Source organism: Winogradskyella luteola, assembly GCF_019203985.1.
GTDB lineage: Bacteria > Bacteroidota > Bacteroidia > Flavobacteriales > Flavobacteriaceae > Winogradskyella > Winogradskyella luteola.
In genome coordinates this window covers 104,014-124,823 of sequence record NZ_JAGSPD010000003.1, presented here as the reverse complement: position 1 = coordinate 124,823, position 20,810 = coordinate 104,014, and the positions used below count along the sequence as shown (strand labels likewise).

Below are 20,810 nucleotides of genomic sequence, written 5' to 3'. Positions count from 1 at the left end.
GACCTTTGTTTACCAAATGCTTGTTATCGGCTTTTGTAATGTGTTCTGTTTATCAGTCTTTAATTTCTTGCTCATTGGTTATGGTCTCTACACCATACTTATCGACTAAAAACACCAAAGCGGTCATAGTAGCAGCACCTAATTCCAACTCGCGTTTGTTAACATGTTCAAAGGTGTCATTGGCAGCGTGATGATGGTCAAAATAACGCTGTGAGTCAGGTCGTAAACCCGCTAAAACTATATCATTGTTCTTTAGTGGTCCAATATCTGCACCACTGTAGCCTTTTTCAAAATAGTGGATTAAGTAAGGCTTAAATAAAGGTTTCCATGCCTGAATTTTAGACAACATCAACTCACTACAATCAAAGCTGAACCCTCTAGGCGTAAAACCTCCTGAATCGCTTTCTAGAGCAAAAATATGCTTCTCGTCTTTTTCGTTGGCCACTTCGGCATATTTTCGTCCACCACGCAATCCGTTTTCTTCATTCATAAATAAAACCACACGAATACTACGTTTGGGCTTTATACCACTTTCTTTTAATAAGCGCAATACGTCCATAGACTGTACCACTCCTGCACCATCATCATGCGCTCCGTCACCTAAATCCCAAGAATCTAAATGTCCTCCCACAATGATGTATTCGTTAGGAAACTCGCTTCCTGTAATTTCTCCAATCACATTATAGGATTGTACGTCATCAAATTTCTGACAACTCATCTCGAAGAAAAACTCTAGATTTTTATCCTTTTTTAAAGCTTCGCTCAGCTTTACAGCATCGTTGGTACTTATCGCTGCTGATGGAATACGTTGCGCTACGGGCAAATCCCCGTAACTCATACTACCTGTATGTGGATAATCATCTTGACGAGAGCTTAAAGAGCGTACCACGGTTCCGACAGCACCAAATTTAGCTGCTTCAGCTGCGCCTCTGTAACGCTCTGACGAACAACCTCCATAAGCTTCAAACGTATTGATAAGTTCGGGTTGCAATGCTTTATTTATAAATACAATCTTGCCTTGCACCTTTTCCTTACCCAACTTTTCTAAATCTTTGTAAGTTGCAACTTCAATAACTTGAGCTTTAACACCTTTTTCTGGTGTCGCTACTGAACCTCCCAATGCACAAATATTGACTTTATTTATTGAACCAGAGCTTTCAAAATAAGCCATTTCCTTTTCACCTCTTACCCATTTAGGCACCATTACAGGTTGTAGCCACACTTTGTCCAACCCCAACTTTTCAAGTTCTTTTTTGGTGTATTGAACGGCAAGCTCTGCGTTAGTTGAACCCGAAAGTCTTCCGCCGATAGTGTTAGATAAATAATCTAACCACTCATAGCTTTTACCATTGGTGAGTGATGTTTTATATACTGTTTTTAAGACAGCCTCATCCGTTTGACTATAATTAAAAGCAAAAAAGCCTAATAGAAGTATTGTAAATAGTTTAATCTTCATTTTCCAATTCCTGTTTATATGAATCTATATTAGCTTTTTCCTTGGTAGGCAATTCTGGCTCTTTAATATCTTTATACATTTTTAATGTATCATAAAGAATTTTTGCCACAATATAACGTGCTGTAGGCTTATCATCAGCGGGAATATTAAACCATGGCGCATTTGGTTTAGAGCTTCTATTTAAAACATCCTCGTAGCAATTTTGATACGTATCCCACAACTTACGCTCTTCTAAATCATCAGCAGAAAACTTCCATTGCTTATCCGGTCTATTCAATCGTCTTAACAATCTATGCTTTTGCTCGTCTTTTGACAGATTTAAGAAAAACTTAAATATAATGGTGCCGTTATCAGCGATATGTTTTTCAAAATTATTGATTTCATTAAATCGTCTATCCCAAAAAGCTTCGTCAACATCATCTAAACTATCAATGCCCGGCATGTTTTCGTACATCAAATAATTGGGATGAACACGAGTTACCAAAACATTTTCATAATGTGTTCTGTTGAAAATCCCAAACTTACCCCTTGCTGGCAAGGCAATATAATGTCTCCAAAGATAATCGTGCTTGAGCTCTAGTTCTGTAGGCTTTTTAAAACTGTGTGCTACAATACCTCTAACATTGAATTCTTTGAATACCTCACGAATTAAGCTATCCTTGCCGGCAGTATCCATACCTTGAATACAGAATAAAACCGAATATTTTCCATGCGCGTACATCGCATTTTGAATATCTGCCAAATCTTCACTGACGTCTCTCAAGGCTTCTTTCAGTTCCTTTTTATCGGCTTCTAAATCGACATGTGTTGGTAAATCCTTAATGTTGATTTGAGATTTGATTCTAAAATCTTCAATGTTAATGTCTTTCATAATAATCTATAATTATTTTGAAGCAAATGCTTTTACATCCGCCTCACTAACTTCTTTTCCTCCTAAAATAATCAAACGTTCAACTACGTTTCGCAGTTCTCGGATGTTTCCTGTCCAATCATAATTTTGAAGTAGTTTAATAGCTTTAGCAGAAAAACCTTTCTTGGCATTACCCTGTTCTTTGGATATTTTTTCAGCAAAATAGTTTACCAATAGCGGAATATCTTCCCGTCTATCGTTTAAAGCTGGCACTTCTATTAAAATTACAGCCAATCTATGGTATAAGTCCTCACGAAACTTTCCTTCTTCAATTTCCTTTTTAAGATTTTTATTGGTTGCAGCGACAACTCTTACATTCACTTTTATGTCTTTATCGCTACCTACACGCTGAATTCTACTTTCCTGTAAAGCGCGAAGTACTTTTGCTTGGGCAGAAAGGCTCATGTCCCCAATTTCATCTAAGAAAATTGTGCCTCCGTTTGCGGCTTCAAACTTACCAGCCCTGTCTTTATTGGCTGATGTAAACGCACCTTTTACATGACCAAAAAGTTCGCTCTCAATCAACTCACTTGGTATTGCTGCGCAATTAACCTCTATCATAGGCCCTTTTGAGCGTTCACTTTTTTGATGCAACCAATGTGCCACCAATTCTTTACCTGTACCGTTTGGGCCAGTTATTAAAACACGAGCATCTGTCGGCGCTACCTTATCAATCATATCTTTAATACGGGCAATGGCATTACTCTCACCAATCATCTCATAGTTTTTGCCCACTTTTTTCTTAAGCATCTTGTTCTCTACCACGAGTTCTTTACGGTCTAGGGCAATGCGTACTGTATTTAATAATCTATTTAAATCTGGCGGTTTTGATATATAATCGAAAGCACCCAAGCGCATTGTGTTAACCGCTGTATCTAAGTCACCATGACCAGAAATCATTACCATTGGTGTTTCTGGTTTCATCTTTCTAACAGCCTCCAACACTTCAACACCATCCATTTTTGGCATTTTAATATCGCACAGTACTAAATCGTAATCGTCTTTTTTTATCTTTTCAACACCCGCTAAACCGTCTTCGGCTTCTTCGACCTGATATGTATCGTTCTCTTCGGAAAGTATTTTTACCAACACTCTTCGAATGGCAGCTTCATCTTCAATTATTAATATTTTTGGCATATCTATATTTTAAATTTTAATCCTGTTCTTAAATAAAATGCATTTAGATCATCTAGTTTAAACACTTCACCTCTGTTGCCATCACGCAATACATTGTTAAGCCTAAAGGTATAACCTGCGTAAGCATAGGCTACCAAATGTTTAGTAAACAAGTACTCATAGCCTGCACCACCAACGATAATAGATAGTGATATATTATCAACTTGTTTGCCATTTACTACAGATGGTTCCTGGAGATGTGCAAAATACCCATCTAAACTCACAAAAGCCTGTAGTGTGTTCTTAGGGCTTAAAAACCGTTTGATATTAGATTTTGGCACACCAAGGGAAAATGAATACTTTTCATTTGGTTTCCTGTAATAACTTATAAAAGGCAGAGGAAAGGGCAAACCCGTTGTGGCATTATACGTGAGACCTAAAATTAAGCGATAAGGGCGTTTAGAGCTTTCGTCTTTGGTTCTGTCGTTAATGGCAAATGCTCCTCCATTTAAAAAAAAATCGTCTCCTGTAATACTTTTTGTTAAAGTGGAAGCGATTCTAGGATTAAACCTAAAGCCCAACCTCCATTTTTCACTCGTTTTAAAAGTATATCCTAAATTAAGGTCAATAACACTTATGGTTCGTAAAAGTGAGGTATCGAAAGGATAGTTGTCTTCTAAATTAAGAATAATACGGTTGTACTCCGCACCGATAATGAAATAACAATCTTCCTTGGTTTGTATGGGATAGTTAAGTGCCAGCCTTAATCTTGTATATTGATCTTCTGAATCACTTTTCGGAATAAAGGAATACTCCAAGCGTGCCAAATCTGTAAGCTGTGCATGCAACGTTTGAATACTGGCTATAGTAATTAAACTTAGTATCGTGAAATTTCTGACTAGTTGTTGAATCATTCTTTGTTCGTTTCAATGATATGAATATCGCGTTGAGGGAAAGGGATCTTTATGTTATTTTCCCTAAAGAGTTTATCAATTTCAAAACGTATATCGCTTTTAGGAAATGTGGCCTTAAAACTATCATTCAATGTAAACACAAGTCTAAACTTTAAGGCACTTTCACCAAAATCTGTGAATATGACCATTGGTTCAGGTTCAGGAATTACATTGGGGTGCGTACTGGCAGATTGCAATAGAAGCTTTCTAACCAATTCTACATCACTACCATAAGCCACTTGTACACTGACACTCTCTCTTGTTATTGTTCCGTTTTGTGTCCAGTTGTATAGTGAATTGGTTAAATATAAGTGATTGGGAATTACCAACACTTTATTATCTATGGTTACAGCTCTAGTCGTTCTTAATTTAATCTCATCTACCCTACCAACTTTCCCTTCAATTTCTATAATATCTCCAACTTGCACGGATTGGTCAATAAGAATAAAGACTCCAGAAATAATGTCTTGAAACAAAGTCTGCAACGCCAAACCAATGCCAATGAGCAAAGCTGCCGACGCTGCAAAAACAGCTGTAACATTAACACCAACGGAATGTAATGTGATGAGTAGTATTATCAAATATACTAACCATCTAAAGTAATTAAAGACTACATCGAATTTATCTCTGTTGGATGCCGTTAAATTTCTAGTCAGTATTTTAAAAACCAACTTTAACAATAGTGTGGTAATGGCAATTGCCGTAATAATAATCAGTAAATCTAGAATTGAAATAGAAATATCCTCACCAATATCTAGGTGCATTCTCAGAAAATCTTTTGTCTTTTCCCAAGCCGAGCTTTCAGTTATCTTTTCTTCTATTTTACTTAAATCTTGTATCATGTAAGTTAATATTTTAACCATTTAAAGAGTTCTTTGTAAGTCGGTTTTTTGCCATACATTAAAATACCGACCCTGTAAATTTTAGCTGCAAACCAAACTGCAAACATAAATGTACCAATCAATAAAAGTAGTGACAGACCTTGCTGCCATAAAGGTACACCAAACGGAATTCTCATTAGCATCACCACTGGTGATGTCAACGGAATAAACGAAAACACTGTGGAAACCGTTCCGTGCGGATCTTCAATTACTGTAAATACACCTACATAAACCGCTAAAATCAGTGGCATTAAAATTGGCAACATAAACTGTTGTGTATCAGTTTCATTATCTACTGCCGCACCAATGGCAGCGTAGAGCGAACTATACAATAAATAGCCACCGATAAAAAAGAATAAAAAGGCAATTATAAGATTGACAATTGGTAAATTTCCTAAGCCAATAAACACTTTCTGTGCAAAAGCCTGCCCTCCTTCGGATTGCATGGCTTGATTAATCATCTCTTGCTGCGGTGTTTGCAATTCGCTCAAATTAATTCCCAAAATGAGAGAGACTACAATCATTAAAACCCCTCCCAATATAACCCAAATTACAAATTGAGTTATACCCGCCAAAGATGTTCCTATGATTTTACCTAACATTAATTGAACCGGTTTTACCGAAGATATTATAACCTCAATAATCCTACTGGTTTTTTCTTCAATAACGCTTCTCATAATCATATTTCCGTAAATAATTATAAACATAAACAATAGATAACCAGCAATACCACCAAAAATTAACTTAATTATATTGCCCTCTTTCGAACTTTTTTCACCATCAAAATTCTCCTGTACAATATCAATATCTGTTTCGGAAGACTCAATCATTGCTATGCTCACACCATCTTTTCTAAGCTTTAATTCCTTTAATTGCTCTTCAATTTTTCTCTCTAAGCTAGACATAATTGATAATGAAGGAGACTCTTCAGAATAAAACTTAATATTGTCGGAAATATCTTCTAATGAATCAACTTTTGCTATATGCAATAGTCCATAATCTTCTCTTTCTTTGACTAAAGCCTTGGCTGCTTCTAAATCTAAATCATTTAAGTTGGTATAAGTTGTATTCTCCGTATTTTGAAATACACCCTCTAAATGTCCTGTTTCGTCCAATACAGAAATAGTACGTTGCTTATCGTTATTTAATTGCGACAAATAAACAACTACCGCAATAAGGGCAATCATTATCAATGGGCTTAAAAACGTCATCACTATAAATGATTTGTTTTTGACCTTAGTTAGATACTCGCGTTTTATAATGAGTGGTAAATGGTTCATTCTTAGTTATTTTTTACAGTTTGAATAAAAATATCATTGGCCGATGGAATCACCTCAACAAAGTGATGCACTTCGGCTTTTGAGGTTAAAAACGTAAGCAAGTCATTAGATGATGTGTTTTCATTTATTTTAATATTCAATTTTATATCATCATTCAAATTTCTGAAAGTGGCAGGAAGTACTTCAAACTTATTTTTTATTTCCGTAAGTACCGCATCACTATTGTTAGATTGCAAACCGACTTCGAACGTGTTGGTTTTATATTGACGCTTAATATCATTAAGTTTTCCGTCTAACACCTTATTAGATTTATGAATCAATGCAATATGATCGCATAACTCCTCAACCGATTCCATACGATGGGTCGAAAAAATAACTGTAGCTCCTTCGTCCCTTAATTGCAAAATTTCATCCTTAATGAGGTTCGCATTTATGGGATCGAAACCTGAGAAAGGTTCATCAAAAATAAGAAGCTTAGGTTGATGTAAAACAGTAACTATGAATTGAATCTTTTGAGCTTGTCCTTTACTTAGCTCTTGAATTTTCTTATTCCACCAATCTCCTATTTCTAATTTTTCAAACCAATATTTGAGCCTACTTTTTGCTTCCGCTTTACCCAATCCTTTTAGTTGCGCCAAGTACAGACATTGCTCACCAACCTTCATAGATTTGTACAAACCACGCTCTTCGGGCAAATATCCAATATCTTTAATATGCTCTGGCTTTAAAGGTTGCCCATCTAGCAGAACGTTACCTTCGTCTGGCATGGTGATTTGATTGATAATACGAATCAATGTCGTTTTTCCAGCTCCATTAGGCCCAAGCAATCCAAAGATGCTACCTTTTGGCACAGCAATGGACACCTGATTTAGTGCTTTAAAATTCCCAAAGTTTTTAGACACGGAATCAGCAACTAATAAGTCATTCATAAAGAACTTAATTTTTATATAGGGTTAGTCCGTAAATATATTAAATGTTGAAGAGTTTTACGGTATGCTACGTTTACAAATTCCTTATTTTATTGACTTAAAAGCTATAAATTTTTGATGTGAATGTTAAACTTAGAAAATTCGCTTCAATTTTATCTTAAAATGAGAAAGCTGACAAAAAGGTCTTTACTTCTGTCATTTTAAGCGCAGTTGAAAAACTTAATCGCTAGATTTTAAACATATTTCGACTATGCGCAATGTGAAGGTTCTAATTTTTATTAACTTTTTAAACAGCCACTCGTTCGAGTAATAATCTATAATCTTGCCTAAGTTGATGAGACGCAGAAACGAGTTAATGACCAGAAAAACAAAACCCACCCTTATGGTTAGATAAGGATGGGAAAAAATTGCTATGAAAAAGAAAAATTACCGCTAATTAGCATTAGCGATAATTCAAAGATAATATTTTTTCTTAAACAGAGGCTTTTTATGAAAACATATCTTTAACCTTTTCAAAAAAAGATTTATCTGAGCTCTCTGGTTTAGGCTCAAAATGCTCGTCTTCTCGCATACTTTCAAAAAACTCTTTTTGCTTTTTGTTTAAAGTCTTTGGCGTCCATACATTTACATGAACCAATAAGTCTCCTTTACCATAACCGTTAATGCTCGGAATACCTTTTCCGCGTAGTCTCAATATTTTTCCAGATTGCACACCAGCTTCCACTTTTATCCTAACTTTTCCAGTAACTGTGTCTATTTCTTTGGACGTTCCTAAGACTGCATCAGGTAAGCTTACGTACATATCGTAGTGTAGGTTATCTCCTTCGCGCTTTAGAGTTGGGTGGTCTTCCTCAGATATCACCACCAATAAATCACCTGCAATACCATTTCCTGGCGCATCATTCCCTTTTCCTGTGACTTTTAGTTGCATGCCATCAACAACACCTGCGGGAATCTTAACCGATACCGTTTCTTCAACTATTTTTAGACCTTGAGGATCTGCATCAGATGGTTTTTTATCAATAATTTGTCCAGCTCCACCACAAGTTTGGCAAGGAGAAGCTGTTTGCATTCTTCCCAAAATAGTATTGGTAACTCTGGTTACTTGACCAGAACCGTTACAGGTTCCACAAGTTTTATAGGTTGTACCTTCTGCTTGTTTTTTGCGCTTTACTTTTATTTTCTTCTCAACTCCATTGGCAACTTCTTCTAAAGATAACTTTACTCTAATTCTTAGGTTACTCCCTTTAACCATACGCTGTCTGCCACCTCCACCGAAACCGCTAAATCCGCCTCCACCAAAAGCTCCACCAAAAATATCACCAAATTGGCTGAAAATGTCATCCATATTCATACCGCCTCCACCGAAGCCACCTCCACCTTCAAAGGCTTGGTGACCAAACTGGTCGTAACGCGCTTTTTTATCTGCATTACTCAATACTTCGTAAGCTTCTGCTGCTTTCTTGAATTTTTCTTCTGCTTCTTTATCGTCAGGATTTTTATCTGGATGATACTTTAAAGCCATTTTACGATAGGCTTTTTTAATCTCAGAGTCGGAAGCATCTTTGCTTACTCCTAATATGTCGTAATAATCTTCTTTCATCTTTCGTTTCACGCTTTAACGTGATGTCTTTTATTGTAATTTACTTTTCGTTTTCAGCCCATCAACTGCGCTCAGGGCGGCAATTAAGATTGTTTCTCTATTGCCCAATAACTACTTTAGGAAAACGAATCACCTTATCTCCTAATTTATAACCACGCTCAACAACATCAATGATTTTTCCTTTTAAATCATCACTTGGTGCTGGGATTTGTGTTACCGCTTCGTGATCGTCTGCATTAAAGGCATCACCTTTATTGACTTCAATCTTAGACAAGCCCTTTTGTTCTAAAGTTGTTAAGAGTTTATTATAGATCAATAAAACACCTTTACGTAATTCCTCAGCTTCCTTATCTTCTTCTATGTGCGTTAGTGCACGTTCAAAATCATCTAAAACAGGCAACATCGCTAACATTACTCCCTCACTAGCTGTTTTGAATAACTCTATACGTTCTTTGTTTGTTCGTTTTTTATAATTTTCAAACTCGGCAAACAAGCGCATAAATTTATCTTTCTCAGCAGCTAACTGATCTTGCAATTGCTCCTCTGCGGATTTTTGTTCCTTCTGTTCTTCGACTTCTGCTGTCGCTGTTGCAGCGTTTTCTACTTGAGATTCTTCAACCTCTTTATTTTTATTTTTTTTACTCATTTTGAGTTGTGTTTTAAAACTTAATTTTAAATCTTCGATTTAGGTGTGCAAAAGTACTGCCATTATTATTAAAATGTCAAAATGTCATTAACATTTTTTTAATACTGAGTTGGGATTTCTAATTCGTAACTTTGTGGCTTAAACAAAATTTAAAAAACACTAACATGAAAACATCATTTTTAAAAATTTTCACTGTAGTAGCTTTAGTTACTTTTTCTAGCTGTAAGGACAAAGCCAATGAAGCAGAAACTACAAAAGCCGAAGAAGCTGCAGTGGCAGAGGCAACAGCAGTAACTTATAACGCAGTTGCGGATAAATCCACTATTGCTTGGAAAGGTTTTAAACCTACAGGTTCTCATAATGGCACCATAGCAATTAGCGAAGGACAAGTAAAAGTTAATGACGGCGCTATAGAAAGTGGTACGTTTGTCATTGATATGAGCAGTATTGACGTTTTGGACATACCAGCTGATGACGAAGGTAATGCCAAGTTAAAAGGGCATTTAACAAGTGCTGATTTCTTTGATGTTGAAAAATATCCGAACGCTAAATTTGAAGTTACTGGTTTAGAAACTACTGATGGAAAAACGATGCTATCTGGTAACTTAACCATGAAAGAGAAAACCAACAACATTAGCATTCCTGTAACCACTTCAATGGATGGTGACACCATGACTTTAACCAGTGAAACATTTACTATTGACCGTTCTAAATGGAATGTGGAGTATGGTTCTAAATCGTTCTTTGATAATTTGGGCGATAAATTTATCAACGATGATATTGAATTAAAGGTGAATTTGGTAGCTACAAAGGCTTAGTTAAAACTTGTCAGTTCGAGTTTTTCTGAAAGAAAAGTATTGAGAACTTTTTAATTAATAATACTTCTCCATACATCTTTACAGTAAACGTGAGGACACTTGAAGTGACAAGACTAATAAAATCAAAAAGCACTTACATCACTGTAAGTGCTTTTTCTTTCATAGCAACTTTATTTCTAAAATTGCCTTGCTTTACATCAATCACCATCAACCTAAATATTGATGTATAGCGTTTGTTTGCAGTAATGCGCTAATAAACTATTAACACTAAAACATTACTTAGGCATTACTACGGTGTCAATTACATGAATCACACCATTGCTTCCTTCTACATCTGTCGCAGTGATTTCACTGTAATTACCTGCTTGGTCTTTCAACCAAATTTTTCCATCTTTTTGCTTTACTGTTAGAATTTCACCAGCCAAAGTCTTAACTTCAACCATACCTTTCCCTTTCTTTAAAGCCGCTACAACATCACTTGCCATTAGTTTCCCTGGCACAACATGGTAGGTTAAGATTTTAGCCAAGGTCTCCTTGTTCTCTGGCTTTAACAAACTTCCTAAAGTAGCTTCGTCGATTTTGGCAAAGGCATCATTTGTAGGTGCAAAAACCGTAAATGGTCCATCACCTTGCAAAGCCTCGACCAAATCTGCTGCCTTTAATGCAGTAACCAAGGTTGAAAAATCATCATTACCTACTGCTGCGTCTACAATGGTTTTTTGTGCCGTAACGGTTTGTGAAAATACTAAGGCCACTAAAGTTGTCAATACAAATACTAATTTTTTCATAATTGTTTTAAATTTTGGTTAAACTAAATGGTGCACTTATTTCGTTTTTGAAGTGCTTTCATTTATATTTACACAGGCTTATTTATGATGGATGAGCAACATCTTATTTTTGGGAAATCTTTAACATTAATGCAAAACGACAGCACTCTTATTCAACAGTTGAAAAACAAGGATGAGCGTGCGCTATCATTACTGTACGATAAATATTCTGGCTCCATCTACAGTGTGATTTTAAAAATGATACGTGATGAAGGCAAAGCCCAAAACTTATTGCAAGACACTTTTATGACGGTTTGGGATAAAGCCGAAAACTACGATGCTGAGAAAGGCCGTTTTTATACTTGGGTATATCGTATTGCCAAGAACAAAACGTTAAATATGCTTAGAAAAAGTGACCCGCTCATCCAAACCGATGATTTTAGTGTACATAATAATAAAGAAGATGCTATTAGTATTGAACCTGAGTATTTAGAGCTCAATGGGGCTGTCACCACACTAGAGGCTCACCACAAGGAAGCTATAGAGTTGGTATACTTTAAAGGCTTAACCCATAGAGAAGCACACCAAGAAATGAATGTGCCTCTAGGGACGTTTAAATCTTATGTACGTCAGGCTCTAAAACAACTTAAAATTACTTATGCCAAAACACTAAGTTTAATTCTACTAATACTAAATGCGCTGTGATGATGGATAAGAAGACGCTATTAGAAAACGGACTATTGGAGCAATATTTGCTCGGAGAACTCAACGCCAAGGAGTGTGAACAGGTTGAGCAACTCTTGGCATCTGACACTGAGCTTAAAGCTCATTTTGACCAATTGGAACAAGACTTTGAAACCCTTGGTTTAGAAAATGCCATTACTCCTCCTCCATCGGTAAAATCACAACTTTTAGAACATATTGCTTCTTCCTCAACAAAAGCGACTAAAGTTGTAGAACTCAACCAAAACAATAATATAAAATTCTATTTGGGTATTGCTGCAAGTGTAGCTGCACTATTGATGATAGGAAGTTTTTGGATGTACAGCCAACTCAATACTGTAAAACAACAATTAGAAACGGTTGAAACCAATAACACAGAACTTAATACCACAATCGAAGTCTTAAATAAAGAGCTAGAACAAACCAACACGTTTTACACAGCCATTGTTAACCCAGATACGGAGCAATACATTTTAGAAGGTAATGACTTATTGCCTGAAGCTAAAGTAGTGAGTTATGTGAACCATAAGAACAAGTCTGTAGTGATAAACACCGAACGCTTACCCAAATTAGATGACGAGCACGACTACCAAATGTGGGCAGACGTTGAAGGCGAAATGATAAATATGGGTGTCATTGCTAAAGACAAGACCCTAATGACCATGGCCTATATCGACCATGCCGAATCCCTTAATATTACCATAGAACCTGCTGGTGGTAATGACCATCCTACCGTTGAAAAGTTGGTAACCAACGTCTATCTTAATTAGTTTAAAAAATACGTAGGGTTACGTATAGTATTGGGTCTTTTTTGATGTAAATTTATTGGTATAAACATCATGAAGCTAAACATGATTGAGTTTAGTTAATTAATAAACCAAAAAATATATCAGCCATGAAATTAAGTGCAACCATTTTTTGTCTACTTTTTACCTTGTTCATTTTAGGACAAACTGAAGTCGTACTATCTGGAGGTATCCAAGATAATGACACTACAAATAATAATGTACTATCTGACGCAATTAGTCTATTAAATAACGAAGGAACTATTTCGATAAAAGGAAATATTTTCATTAATGATAATTTTACAATCCCTGAGGGAATTGAGCTAAAATTTTTCAAAAGTAATATGCTTATAATTGCTAATGGAGTTGTACTGACCATAGATGGTAATATTAATGCTAGACAATATCAAATATTTGATATTCAAGGAATTGGAAGCGTCACAGGAAATTCATGCACAAACATTGGTTATCCAGAATGGTTTGGCGCTGTTGGTAATGGAATAGCCAATGATGAAAATGCAATAACCAACGCTCTTAATTTCTCTAGTCAAATAAATTGGGATGGTATTTACTACTCTAGTACAAATATTATTATAAAGAGTTCATGTTTTAATATTTATAAGTTAAAACTTAAAAATACTTCGTTAATAATAGAATCAAAAGACGAAAGCTTTTTAAATAATACTATAAATAATTTATCTATTGTTTTCGATTCTTTATCAACTGATACTTTTGGGTTGCAACTTAAGAGAATAGGTACTAATTCTAGAATAAGGGATATGCTTATTAATGATGTTTATATTGAAAATTGTGATAAAGCTATTTATGCAAATGCTAACGATAAATTTCATTCTTTAGGAACTATCCAAATCACTAACTCTGTACTGAAAAATAATAATTATTCTGTTTTTTTTGACGAAAACGATGACAACTTACCCACTACAAAGTTTGCGTCAATTAATGATATAATAATAAATGATAATGTTTTTTATAGTAATATTAAAGATATTTACATGAAGTCATCAGATGGAGTGATTATAGCTAACAATACTTTCTTTGGTAATTCAGGTAACAAAACCAAATCTATACATATTGGAGATAATCTATCTGATCAAATTAAAATACATAATAATCAAATTTTCGAACCACAAGAAGAAGGAATTCTTATTGATAAGGTTAAATCCTTTCAAATCAGTAACAACAACATAGTGACAACAAATAATCTAATAAAACTTTCTCCTCGAATAAAGTTAAGGGTACGTGCAATACCTGCTCAATCTACTATTGTTGGCAATGTCATTAGACAAGCAACCACTAATGGCATAGAGATTATCGACGATTCACAAAACAAGAACTTATTACAATCAATATTTGTAAACTCAAACGTAATCTACACTAAAGCTTATGATACAATACACCATTCAAATGGAACTTATACTCTTTTATCAGAAATTGATCATTATGGTATCACCTATGATGGTAAGTTTACCTATTTAAATGGCACGAACCATTCGCTAAAAGAAGAAAGAGGTGAAAACGACAGTAAAATTTTCACTGAAATAGGAAATTTTGATATTCAAAATCAAATAGAAAGAAGAAATAATTTTTCTAAATACCCATCAGGAAATATCGTAAATAAAACGATAACCTTTCCTGATTCCAACTCTACTGAACTTTTAAATCTAAAAGGTGTTAATGAAGACAAATTTTCATTTTTTCTAAAGGTACATTGTTGGTTTGGAGATAAAAAAAAATTAACTGACATCAATAATCCTGGTACCTCTTCAACATATTTGCTGTTAATTTCCAAAAGCCTTTCAAACCTACAAGAGGTAGCAGTTATTAGCGAATTAGGCTATGTAGATGTTGAACCTAATCCTGATACATGGATTTCACCTAGCTGGCCAGCTTTTAATTTTTCAGTTCAAAACAACAAACTTATTATAGAACATAAAAACGGAAACATAAATGACAAAGAGTTTAGCTTTGAAATTATTAAAATCGGTAATGGAAAGATTAATTAAAACTGGACAATTCCAAAATTATAACTTTTTTACCCCAACAAATCCTCCAAAGCTGGTCTCAAATTCGCATACTTAAAATGAAACCCTTTATTCTCTATTTTTTGTGAGCTCACACGTTGGCTTTCAAATAAGAGAATATGCATTTCGCCTAAGGCCAATTTCATGACGAATTTTGGGATATTGGGTAAGAGTAATGGACGTTCCAAGACATTGGCTGCCAGTTTGGTAAGTTCTTGGTTAGATACCGCATTTGGTGCTACTCCGTTGTAAATACCTTCTAATTGGTATTGCAAGGCATAAACAAAAATACTGGCCAAATCTTCAACGTGTATCCAACTTTGCCATTGCTTTCCAGAACCAAAAGCAGCTCCTGCACCAAACTTAATGGGTTTTACGATTTTTGGTAACGCCCCACCATCCTTAGCCAAGACCAGTCCGATTCTAATCTTTACAACTTTACAACCGAGAATTTTAAAGCCATCTACTGCAGCTTCCCATTGCTCTACTACTTCGCCTAAAAAGGTATCTGAGACTTCGGTATAAGTTTCTTCGTAATAATTGGTGAGACTTGTTGGATAAATCCCAATCGCACTGGCAGAAACCACATAATCTATCTTATAGCTATGTGCTTTTATGGTATCTTGTAATAATTGTGCCGTTTGAGTTCGACTTTCGAGGATTTCTTTTTTGTAGCTATCTGTCCAACGTTTAGAAATTGATGCCCCAACCATATTGATAATCCCAGAAACACCTTTAAAACAGGTATGGTCAATCTCGTTATTTTTGGGATTCCAGTAAAAGCCTTTGTAGTTGTCCTCTGCGCTTAATTTTGATATAGATGTGGTTAAATAGTGGACATCTATACCTTCGGCATGACATTGTTTTACAATCTCCTGCCCTATTAATCCTGTTGCTCCTGTTATTAAAACGGTCATTGCCTTTTCTTTCTACAAAGATACGAAAGGCTAAAAGTGTTGCTATGGACTTTAGTTTGGATTTAACGTTTGCAAAACTGAAATGCTAGTTCAAGTTGTTTTGAGTTTATAATTAATGTATCGACACCTCATGTAACTTCGATAAAATGGCGCTGTCAGTTCGAGTGAATTTTAGACTCCATAGAGGATAAAATTTGTATCGAGAACCATCTTTTATAAGGCTTCTCGATACAATTCCTCATCCTTCGGAATCACTCGAAGTGACATAAAGGGTAAACCACGAACCAACATACTCAAATGACTTCTCGATACAATTCCTCATCCTTCGAAATCACTCGAAGTGACATAAAGGGTAACCAAAGAGAAATATCTTCAAGATTTGAAAGACTTCTCGATACAATTCTTCATTCTTCGGAATCACTCGAAGTGACATAAAGGACAACTAAAGAGGAATATTTTATTGACGAAAGACTTCTCGATGCAATTCTTCATCCTTCGGAATCACTCGAAGTAACAATGTTGATTTATTTAAACTTCTTTTTTGACAAATTAGGTAGTTTATCAAATTCATTGTTGATCAAAGCTTGTTTCTTAACTTTTGACCATTTCTTAATTTGTTTTTCAGTATCTATTGCCAACTCTACATTAGTGAATTCAGCACGAAAAACCAATTCTACAGGTCTTCTTAAGTATGTATAACTGTCCTTATGTTTTCCAGATTGATGCTCTGTAATTCTTTTTTCTATATTAGAAGTTATTCCAGTATAATAAGTATTATCAGAACATTTCAATATGTAGACGTAATAGATTTTCATGTAATTATATGGTAAACAAATATACGACTATGTCAGTTCGAGTGAATTTTAGACTCCATAGAGGATAAAATTTGTATCGAGAACCATCTTTCATAAGACTTCTCGATACAATTCCTCATCCTTCGAAATCACTCGAAGTGACATAAAGGGTAACCAAAGAGAAATATCTTCAAGATTTGAAAGGCTTCTCGATGCAATTCCTCATCCTTCGAAATCACTCGAAGTGACATAAAGGGTAACCAAAGAGAAATATCTTCAGGATTTGAAAGGCTTCTCGATGCAATTCCCCATTCTTCGGAATCACTCGAAGTGACACAAAGGGTAAACCACGAACCAACATACTCAAATGACTTCTCGATGCAATTTCAACACGTTGAAATCACTCAAAGTGACATCAAATTATATTTTCCTTGCCTTTAGCATTTGGCTCGCTTTGCTCACCGAATGTTACAAACACATTTTGCACGCTCGTAACATTTCCCTTTTCCCTGGTGGACCGGGAAGGCGTTCTACCGTAAAACCAACAGTTTGCATAGCACGTCTTACACTTCCTTTTGCAGAATAAGTGACCAATACACCATTTACTTTTAGTGCTTTAAACATAATGGCGAAGATATCTTCTGTCCATAATTTGGGCTGTACTCTAGCTCCAAATGCATCAAAATAGATGATGTCGAATTCATCTTCTGCATCAATGGCTTTGAAAAATTTTTTCTTTTTTTCTAATTGGAAGTATGGAGTAATTTGGTGTTGCTTTTCCCAAGAGACTTGGTGCATGCTTTTAAATTCAGTTTTATGCGCCTCAGAAATCAATGCTACATAATTGAGTTGAGTAATTTCATCTTCTTTAACAGGATACGCTTCTACTCCAACATAACTGATGCGTTGCTTTAGCTTTTCAGTTTCAATCAGAGTTAAAAACGCATTTAATCCTGTGCCGAAACCAATTTCGAGGATATTTATAGCATTAGAGTCTTCATTTGAATTTCGATTATGCTTTATTTGATGCTCTGAACGACAATCTTTATGAGATTCTGAAATAAATTCAGAATAAAAAAGCAAACCATGTTTTAAAAACACATGATTTGCTTCTTGTATGGCACCATGGATGGAATGATATTGCTCATTCCAATCTTCTATCTGAATGGTTTTTGAACCATCTGATGTGGTGATGATTTTTCGTTTCAACTATTTAATCAGTAGTTTTTTGATTTTTGGTATTGGCCCGACACATTCAGTCTTATGACACGCTAAACAATTATTTATAGCTGTGTTATAACGTGATTTTAAACTGGCACTAGAAAGTGTGTCTGCCACAGCCTGTTGAGATTCTATAAAAACATTGACAAAGCTGTTCCAAACTTTAGTTCTCTCCTTTCCTTTTGTCATCTCAGCTGAATGTAACTTTAGTAGATCTAAAGGAATTTGAGCAGGGCTTTCACCAGCAATAATCTGATTTTTGGTCTGTAGATTAAAAGCGTATAACGCATTCATTAACATAGCCATTTCTGAAGGCTTGTGCATTATCAGTTCTGGCTTTTTGCTTTCAGATTTCTCGGTTGTTTCCTTTTTATTATTACAACTAAAACTAAAAAGTAAGCCTAGGGTTACTATGAGTAAATACTTTCTATTGCTCCAGTAGTACGCCATCTGCTTCAAAACGATATTCAAATTTTGGCTCGGTAATAGCAGCTATTTCTTCTTCAGATTTACCGGCATCTTCAGCATAGTGTCTTAATTCATCAACAGAAGTTTCCGTAACAAATGCCTTTCCATTTACCACCACATTGCCTTCAGCATTAAGCGGCATAAAAAACCCGTAATCTTTAAACTTTACCATCACCTCATTTTCTCCATCCATATCTAAAGTCATCCAACAGCCTTTCTTGGAACATACGTCAACGATTTTAGCTTTCATTTTTGCAGGTACCGTATCGCCAGCTTTCAGTCCTTTGTAATGTTCCATCATGCGCTCTGATGATAAGGCATCAGCATCGTTGATTTTCATTCCAAAAGATGCGTAGGCAAGTTCTTTCTTCACTTCTTCAACATTTTCTTCAGTAGTTTTTGTTTCATTTTTACATGAAAATAATACAACTCCAAATGCTAGTAAAAAAACTATTTTTTTCATATCTGATATTTTCTAATGGTTTTATTTGAGCACCAAATTTAAGCATTTTAAGATAATATTACCTTTTTTTAACGCTAATGATTTCGTAGTTTTGCAGAAAAATAACCCAGCCTTTTCATGACAGAAACAAACCCTAACGAAATCGTTATCGTAAAATCGGAAAACTCTAAAATCAATACCGTTGATTTTAGTAATCTAATATTTGGTCGTGTTTTTACAGACCATATGTTTGTTTGCGATTTTGAAGACGGTAAATGGCAAACTCCACAGATTATGCCTTACCAAGCGATGACGATTGAGCCTTCTGCCAGAGTGTTTCATTATGGGCAAGCTGTTTTTGAAGGTATGAAAGCCTACAAAGATGAAAATGGTAAGATATTTTTGTTTAGACCAAACGAGAATTGCAACAGAATTAATAAGTCTGCTGCACGTTTGGCAATGCCAAAGTTTCCTGAAGATTATTTTTTTAAAGGTTTAGAAACACTTTTAAGATTAGATAGTGAATGGATTAAGCCTGGTGTTGGAAACTCACTTTACATACGTCCGTTTGTCATCGCCACAGAACCTGCAATTTCTGCCTCACCTGCAGCTTCTTATCGTTTTATAATTATTTGCTCACCAGCTAAGGCCTATTATAATGAGCCAGTACGCGTATTATTTGCGGAAAAGTATAGTCGCTCTGCTGATGGTGGTGTTGGTTTTGCAAAAGCAGCCGGTAACTACGCTGCACAATTTTATCCTACGAGCTTAGCACAAAAGAAAGGATTTGACCAAATTATATGGACAGATGCTTCTTCACACAAATACTTAGAAGAAGCTGGCACAATGAACATCTTCTTTAGAATACATGATAAGTTAATCACCGCACCAAATAATGACAGAATATTGGATGGTGTAACACGTAAGAGTGTGATTCAATTAGCTAAAGATTTGGGTATTGAATGTGAAGTGAGACGCGTTAGTGTAAAGGAGATTAAAGCTGCAGCTAAAGACGGTAGCCTAAAAGAAATTTTTGGTACTGGTACTGCTGCGGTTATAAGTCCGGTTTCAGCGTTCGAACATGCTGATGATGTTTTTGAAATTGATCAAATTAAGGATTCCTATGCTTCACTTTTTAAAAGCACATTACTAGACATACAGCACAATCTCTCTGACGATAAGCATGGTTGGAGATACGAGATACGTTAGTTAGGTGTTAGGTGTTAGGTGTTAGGTGTTAGGTGTTAGGTGTTAGGTGTTAGGTGTTAGGTGTTAGGTGTTAGGTGTTAGGTGTTAGGTGAAGTAATAAATAAAAACGCTAAATTCTGAATTCAACTATTTAGAATTTTAAGAATCTAAAACCTCTTTTATATTGGGTTTAAAATAGTTTGGGCCTTTTAGTACTTTACCGTCTTCTCTATAGATAGGTTCGCCATCTTCACCGAGTTTACTCATGTTACTTCGTTGAATTTCTTCAAAAACTTTTTCTATTTTGTGTTGCATACCGTGCTCTATAATAGTGCCACATAGAATATAAAGCATATCGCCTAGTGCATCAGCTACCTCAACCAAATCATTGTTGTTCGCAGCTTCTAAATATTCTTCGTTTTCCTCGCGCATAAGTTTGTAGCGCAGCATATTTTTCTCTAGTCCTAAATGGGCTTTTGGAGTTTCTCTATGACCTATTTTAAAAGCGGTATGAAATGCCTTAACAGCATTAATTTTATCTTGCATTGGAAAGAAATTTTCATTTCCGCAAAAACGGAAATCTTAGTATTTATATTTAAATTTGCATAAAAATAAACTAATGTTCACAACTGGTCAATTGATTTTCGGAATTTTATTCTTCATTGCTTTTGTTATAGCAATCACTTACCAATACCGAAAAGATATTAAGATTCATAAGGCGCATTATAAAGGCACAATTTGGGTGTTGATAGCTTTTGTAGGCTTTATTGCCACGATTGCTACTGTGAAGTTTATTTTTATGTAATTAGCATATTACCTTTAATTTTAACATATGAATTTTAGGAGTTTATAATCGTAGGCTGTTCTATTG

The 20,810-nt window shown here is 35.2% G+C and carries 22 protein-coding genes; 6 read left to right on the top strand and 16 right to left on the bottom strand.

Features of this window, described 5'->3' with window-relative positions; translation table 11 throughout:
- Nucleotides 1-52: 52 nt before the first annotated feature.
- The 9 genes from KCG49_RS04685 to KCG49_RS04645 form a co-directional block, all read right to left on the bottom strand.
- A complete protein-coding gene (locus KCG49_RS04685; RefSeq protein ID WP_218545043.1) occupies nt 53-1,456 on the bottom strand; it encodes a M20/M25/M40 family metallo-hydrolase in 1,404 nt (467 codons plus the stop codon).
- Nucleotides 1,446-2,327, bottom strand: a complete 882-nt coding sequence (locus KCG49_RS04680) for a PPK2 family polyphosphate kinase (RefSeq protein ID WP_218545042.1) — start codon at nt 2,325-2,327, stop codon at nt 1,446-1,448. Before KCG49_RS04680 ends, KCG49_RS04685 begins: the two co-directional genes overlap by 11 nt.
- Before the next feature lie 12 nt (nt 2,328-2,339).
- Nucleotides 2,340-3,503 (bottom strand): sigma-54-dependent transcriptional regulator, encoded by a 1,164-nt coding sequence (locus KCG49_RS04675; protein ID WP_218545041.1) that lies wholly within the window; start codon nt 3,501-3,503, stop codon nt 2,340-2,342.
- Between the two features lie 2 nt (nt 3,504-3,505).
- Nucleotides 3,506-4,396 carry a DUF6268 family outer membrane beta-barrel protein gene (locus KCG49_RS04670; RefSeq protein ID WP_256259861.1) on the bottom strand — a complete coding sequence of 297 codons (891 nt, stop codon included), beginning with the start codon at nt 4,394-4,396 and terminating at the stop codon, nt 3,506-3,508.
- Nucleotides 4,393-5,277: a mechanosensitive ion channel family protein gene (locus tag KCG49_RS04665; RefSeq protein ID WP_218545040.1), complete on the bottom strand. Its 885-nt coding sequence runs from the start codon at nt 5,275-5,277 to the stop codon at nt 4,393-4,395. The genes KCG49_RS04670 and KCG49_RS04665 overlap by 4 nt, the downstream gene beginning before the upstream one ends.
- A gap of 5 nt (nt 5,278-5,282) precedes the next feature.
- The gene (locus tag KCG49_RS04660) at nt 5,283-6,596 is read right to left on the bottom strand and encodes an ABC transporter permease (RefSeq protein WP_218545039.1); all 1,314 of its coding nucleotides are present in this window, start codon (nt 6,594-6,596) and stop codon (nt 5,283-5,285) included.
- Nucleotides 6,597-6,598: 2 nt separating this feature from the next.
- On the bottom strand, nt 6,599-7,525 hold the full coding sequence (locus KCG49_RS04655; RefSeq protein ID WP_218545038.1) for an ABC transporter ATP-binding protein: 927 nt from the start codon (nt 7,523-7,525) through the stop codon (nt 6,599-6,601).
- A gap of 487 nt (nt 7,526-8,012) precedes the next feature.
- Entirely contained in the window at nt 8,013-9,128 is a 1,116-nt protein-coding gene (gene dnaJ / locus KCG49_RS04650; RefSeq protein ID WP_218545037.1) for a molecular chaperone DnaJ, read from the bottom strand.
- A gap of 97 nt (nt 9,129-9,225) precedes the next feature.
- On the bottom strand, nt 9,226-9,774 hold the full coding sequence (locus KCG49_RS04645; RefSeq protein WP_218545036.1) for a nucleotide exchange factor GrpE: 549 nt from the start codon (nt 9,772-9,774) through the stop codon (nt 9,226-9,228).
- A gap of 164 nt (nt 9,775-9,938) precedes the next feature.
- Between KCG49_RS04645 and KCG49_RS04640 the strand changes: the two genes are divergently transcribed.
- On the top strand, nt 9,939-10,592 hold the full coding sequence (locus KCG49_RS04640) for a YceI family protein (protein WP_218545035.1): 654 nt from the start codon (nt 9,939-9,941) through the stop codon (nt 10,590-10,592).
- Nucleotides 10,593-10,867: 275 nt separating this feature from the next.
- Here the strand turns inward: KCG49_RS04640 and KCG49_RS04635 are convergent, their stop codons facing one another.
- Complete coding sequence (locus KCG49_RS04635; RefSeq protein WP_218545034.1) at nt 10,868-11,380, bottom strand: fasciclin domain-containing protein; 513 nt, start codon at nt 11,378-11,380, stop codon at nt 10,868-10,870.
- Nucleotides 11,381-11,509: 129 nt separating this feature from the next.
- On the opposite strand from KCG49_RS04635, the gene KCG49_RS04630 reads away from it, so the two are divergent.
- From KCG49_RS04630 to KCG49_RS04620, 3 genes are all read left to right on the top strand, one after another.
- Nucleotides 11,510-12,064, top strand: coding sequence for an RNA polymerase sigma factor (locus KCG49_RS04630; protein ID WP_218545033.1), 555 nt, complete (start codon nt 11,510-11,512; stop codon nt 12,062-12,064).
- Nucleotides 12,064-12,852: an anti-sigma factor gene (locus KCG49_RS04625; RefSeq protein WP_218545032.1), complete on the top strand. Its 789-nt coding sequence runs from the start codon at nt 12,064-12,066 to the stop codon at nt 12,850-12,852. Before KCG49_RS04630 ends, KCG49_RS04625 begins: the two co-directional genes overlap by 1 nt.
- Before the next feature lie 125 nt (nt 12,853-12,977).
- Nucleotides 12,978-14,891 (top strand): right-handed parallel beta-helix repeat-containing protein, encoded by a 1,914-nt coding sequence (locus tag KCG49_RS04620; protein WP_218545031.1) that lies wholly within the window; start codon nt 12,978-12,980, stop codon nt 14,889-14,891.
- A 29-nt stretch (nt 14,892-14,920) separates the two neighbouring features.
- Here the strand turns inward: KCG49_RS04620 and KCG49_RS04615 are convergent, their stop codons facing one another.
- The 5 genes from KCG49_RS04615 to KCG49_RS04595 all read right to left on the bottom strand — a co-directional run bounded on the left by KCG49_RS04615 (nt 14,921) and on the right by KCG49_RS04595 (nt 18,772).
- Nucleotides 14,921-15,826: a TIGR01777 family oxidoreductase gene (locus KCG49_RS04615; protein ID WP_218545030.1), complete on the bottom strand. Its 906-nt coding sequence runs from the start codon at nt 15,824-15,826 to the stop codon at nt 14,921-14,923.
- A gap of 524 nt (nt 15,827-16,350) precedes the next feature.
- Entirely contained in the window at nt 16,351-16,641 is a 291-nt protein-coding gene (locus KCG49_RS04610; RefSeq protein WP_218545029.1) for a GIY-YIG nuclease family protein, read from the bottom strand.
- 447 nt (nt 16,642-17,088) lie between these two features.
- Nucleotides 17,089-17,829: a tRNA (5-methylaminomethyl-2-thiouridine)(34)-methyltransferase MnmC2 gene (gene mnmC2 / locus KCG49_RS04605; RefSeq protein WP_218545028.1), complete on the bottom strand. Its 741-nt coding sequence runs from the start codon at nt 17,827-17,829 to the stop codon at nt 17,089-17,091.
- A complete protein-coding gene (locus tag KCG49_RS04600; RefSeq protein ID WP_218545027.1) occupies nt 17,830-18,291 on the bottom strand; it encodes a hypothetical protein in 462 nt (153 codons plus the stop codon).
- Nucleotides 18,269-18,772 (bottom strand): DUF4920 domain-containing protein, encoded by a 504-nt coding sequence (locus KCG49_RS04595; protein ID WP_218545026.1) that lies wholly within the window; start codon nt 18,770-18,772, stop codon nt 18,269-18,271. Before KCG49_RS04595 ends, KCG49_RS04600 begins: the two co-directional genes overlap by 23 nt.
- Before the next feature lie 117 nt (nt 18,773-18,889).
- On the opposite strand from KCG49_RS04595, the gene KCG49_RS04590 reads away from it, so the two are divergent.
- On the top strand, nt 18,890-19,960 hold the full coding sequence (locus KCG49_RS04590) for a branched-chain amino acid aminotransferase (RefSeq protein ID WP_218545025.1): 1,071 nt from the start codon (nt 18,890-18,892) through the stop codon (nt 19,958-19,960).
- A gap of 138 nt (nt 19,961-20,098) precedes the next feature.
- Here KCG49_RS04590 and KCG49_RS04585 read toward each other — a convergent pair whose 3' ends face one another.
- Nucleotides 20,099-20,485: a pyrophosphohydrolase domain-containing protein gene (locus KCG49_RS04585; protein WP_218545024.1), complete on the bottom strand. Its 387-nt coding sequence runs from the start codon at nt 20,483-20,485 to the stop codon at nt 20,099-20,101.
- 73 nt (nt 20,486-20,558) lie between these two features.
- Here KCG49_RS04585 and KCG49_RS04580 point away from each other — a divergent pair, with 73 nt between their 5' ends.
- Complete coding sequence (locus KCG49_RS04580; RefSeq protein WP_218545023.1) at nt 20,559-20,744, top strand: hypothetical protein; 186 nt, start codon at nt 20,559-20,561, stop codon at nt 20,742-20,744.
- Nucleotides 20,745-20,810 lie beyond the last annotated feature (66 nt).

What these genes read in the sequence shown, in the direction of transcription:
- KCG49_RS04635 (WP_218545034.1), bottom strand. Translation starts at nt 11,380, where the DNA reads ATGAAAAAATTAGTATTTGTATTGACAACTTTAGTGGCCTTAGTATTT.
- KCG49_RS04590 (WP_218545025.1), top strand. Translation starts at nt 18,890, where the DNA reads ATGACAGAAACAAACCCTAACGAAATCGTTATCGTAAAATCGGAAAAC.
- KCG49_RS04615 (WP_218545030.1), bottom strand. Translation starts at nt 15,826, where the DNA reads ATGACCGTTTTAATAACAGGAGCAACAGGATTAATAGGGCAGGAGATT.
- KCG49_RS04620 (WP_218545031.1), top strand. Translation starts at nt 12,978, where the DNA reads ATGAAATTAAGTGCAACCATTTTTTGTCTACTTTTTACCTTGTTCATT.
- KCG49_RS04585 (WP_218545024.1), bottom strand. Translation starts at nt 20,485, where the DNA reads ATGCAAGATAAAATTAATGCTGTTAAGGCATTTCATACCGCTTTTAAA.
- KCG49_RS04610 (WP_218545029.1), bottom strand. Translation starts at nt 16,641, where the DNA reads ATGAAAATCTATTACGTCTACATATTGAAATGTTCTGATAATACTTAT.
- KCG49_RS04670 (WP_256259861.1), bottom strand. Translation starts at nt 4,396, where the DNA reads ATGATTCAACAACTAGTCAGAAATTTCACGATACTAAGTTTAATTACT.
- KCG49_RS04625 (WP_218545032.1), top strand. Translation starts at nt 12,064, where the DNA reads ATGATGGATAAGAAGACGCTATTAGAAAACGGACTATTGGAGCAATAT.
- KCG49_RS04665 (WP_218545040.1), bottom strand. Translation starts at nt 5,277, where the DNA reads ATGATACAAGATTTAAGTAAAATAGAAGAAAAGATAACTGAAAGCTCG.
- KCG49_RS04630 (WP_218545033.1), top strand. Translation starts at nt 11,510, where the DNA reads ATGCAAAACGACAGCACTCTTATTCAACAGTTGAAAAACAAGGATGAG.
- KCG49_RS04675 (WP_218545041.1), bottom strand. Translation starts at nt 3,503, where the DNA reads ATGCCAAAAATATTAATAATTGAAGATGAAGCTGCCATTCGAAGAGTG.
- KCG49_RS04600 (WP_218545027.1), bottom strand. Translation starts at nt 18,291, where the DNA reads ATGGCGTACTACTGGAGCAATAGAAAGTATTTACTCATAGTAACCCTA.
- KCG49_RS04680 (WP_218545042.1), bottom strand. Translation starts at nt 2,327, where the DNA reads ATGAAAGACATTAACATTGAAGATTTTAGAATCAAATCTCAAATCAAC.
- KCG49_RS04660 (WP_218545039.1), bottom strand. Translation starts at nt 6,596, where the DNA reads ATGAACCATTTACCACTCATTATAAAACGCGAGTATCTAACTAAGGTC.
- KCG49_RS04595 (WP_218545026.1), bottom strand. Translation starts at nt 18,772, where the DNA reads ATGAAAAAAATAGTTTTTTTACTAGCATTTGGAGTTGTATTATTTTCA.
- KCG49_RS04655 (WP_218545038.1), bottom strand. Translation starts at nt 7,525, where the DNA reads ATGAATGACTTATTAGTTGCTGATTCCGTGTCTAAAAACTTTGGGAAT.
- KCG49_RS04580 (WP_218545023.1), top strand. Translation starts at nt 20,559, where the DNA reads ATGTTCACAACTGGTCAATTGATTTTCGGAATTTTATTCTTCATTGCT.
- dnaJ (WP_218545037.1), bottom strand. Translation starts at nt 9,128, where the DNA reads ATGAAAGAAGATTATTACGACATATTAGGAGTAAGCAAAGATGCTTCC.
- KCG49_RS04645 (WP_218545036.1), bottom strand. Translation starts at nt 9,774, where the DNA reads ATGAGTAAAAAAAATAAAAATAAAGAGGTTGAAGAATCTCAAGTAGAA.
- KCG49_RS04685 (WP_218545043.1), bottom strand. Translation starts at nt 1,456, where the DNA reads ATGAAGATTAAACTATTTACAATACTTCTATTAGGCTTTTTTGCTTTT.
- KCG49_RS04640 (WP_218545035.1), top strand. Translation starts at nt 9,939, where the DNA reads ATGAAAACATCATTTTTAAAAATTTTCACTGTAGTAGCTTTAGTTACT.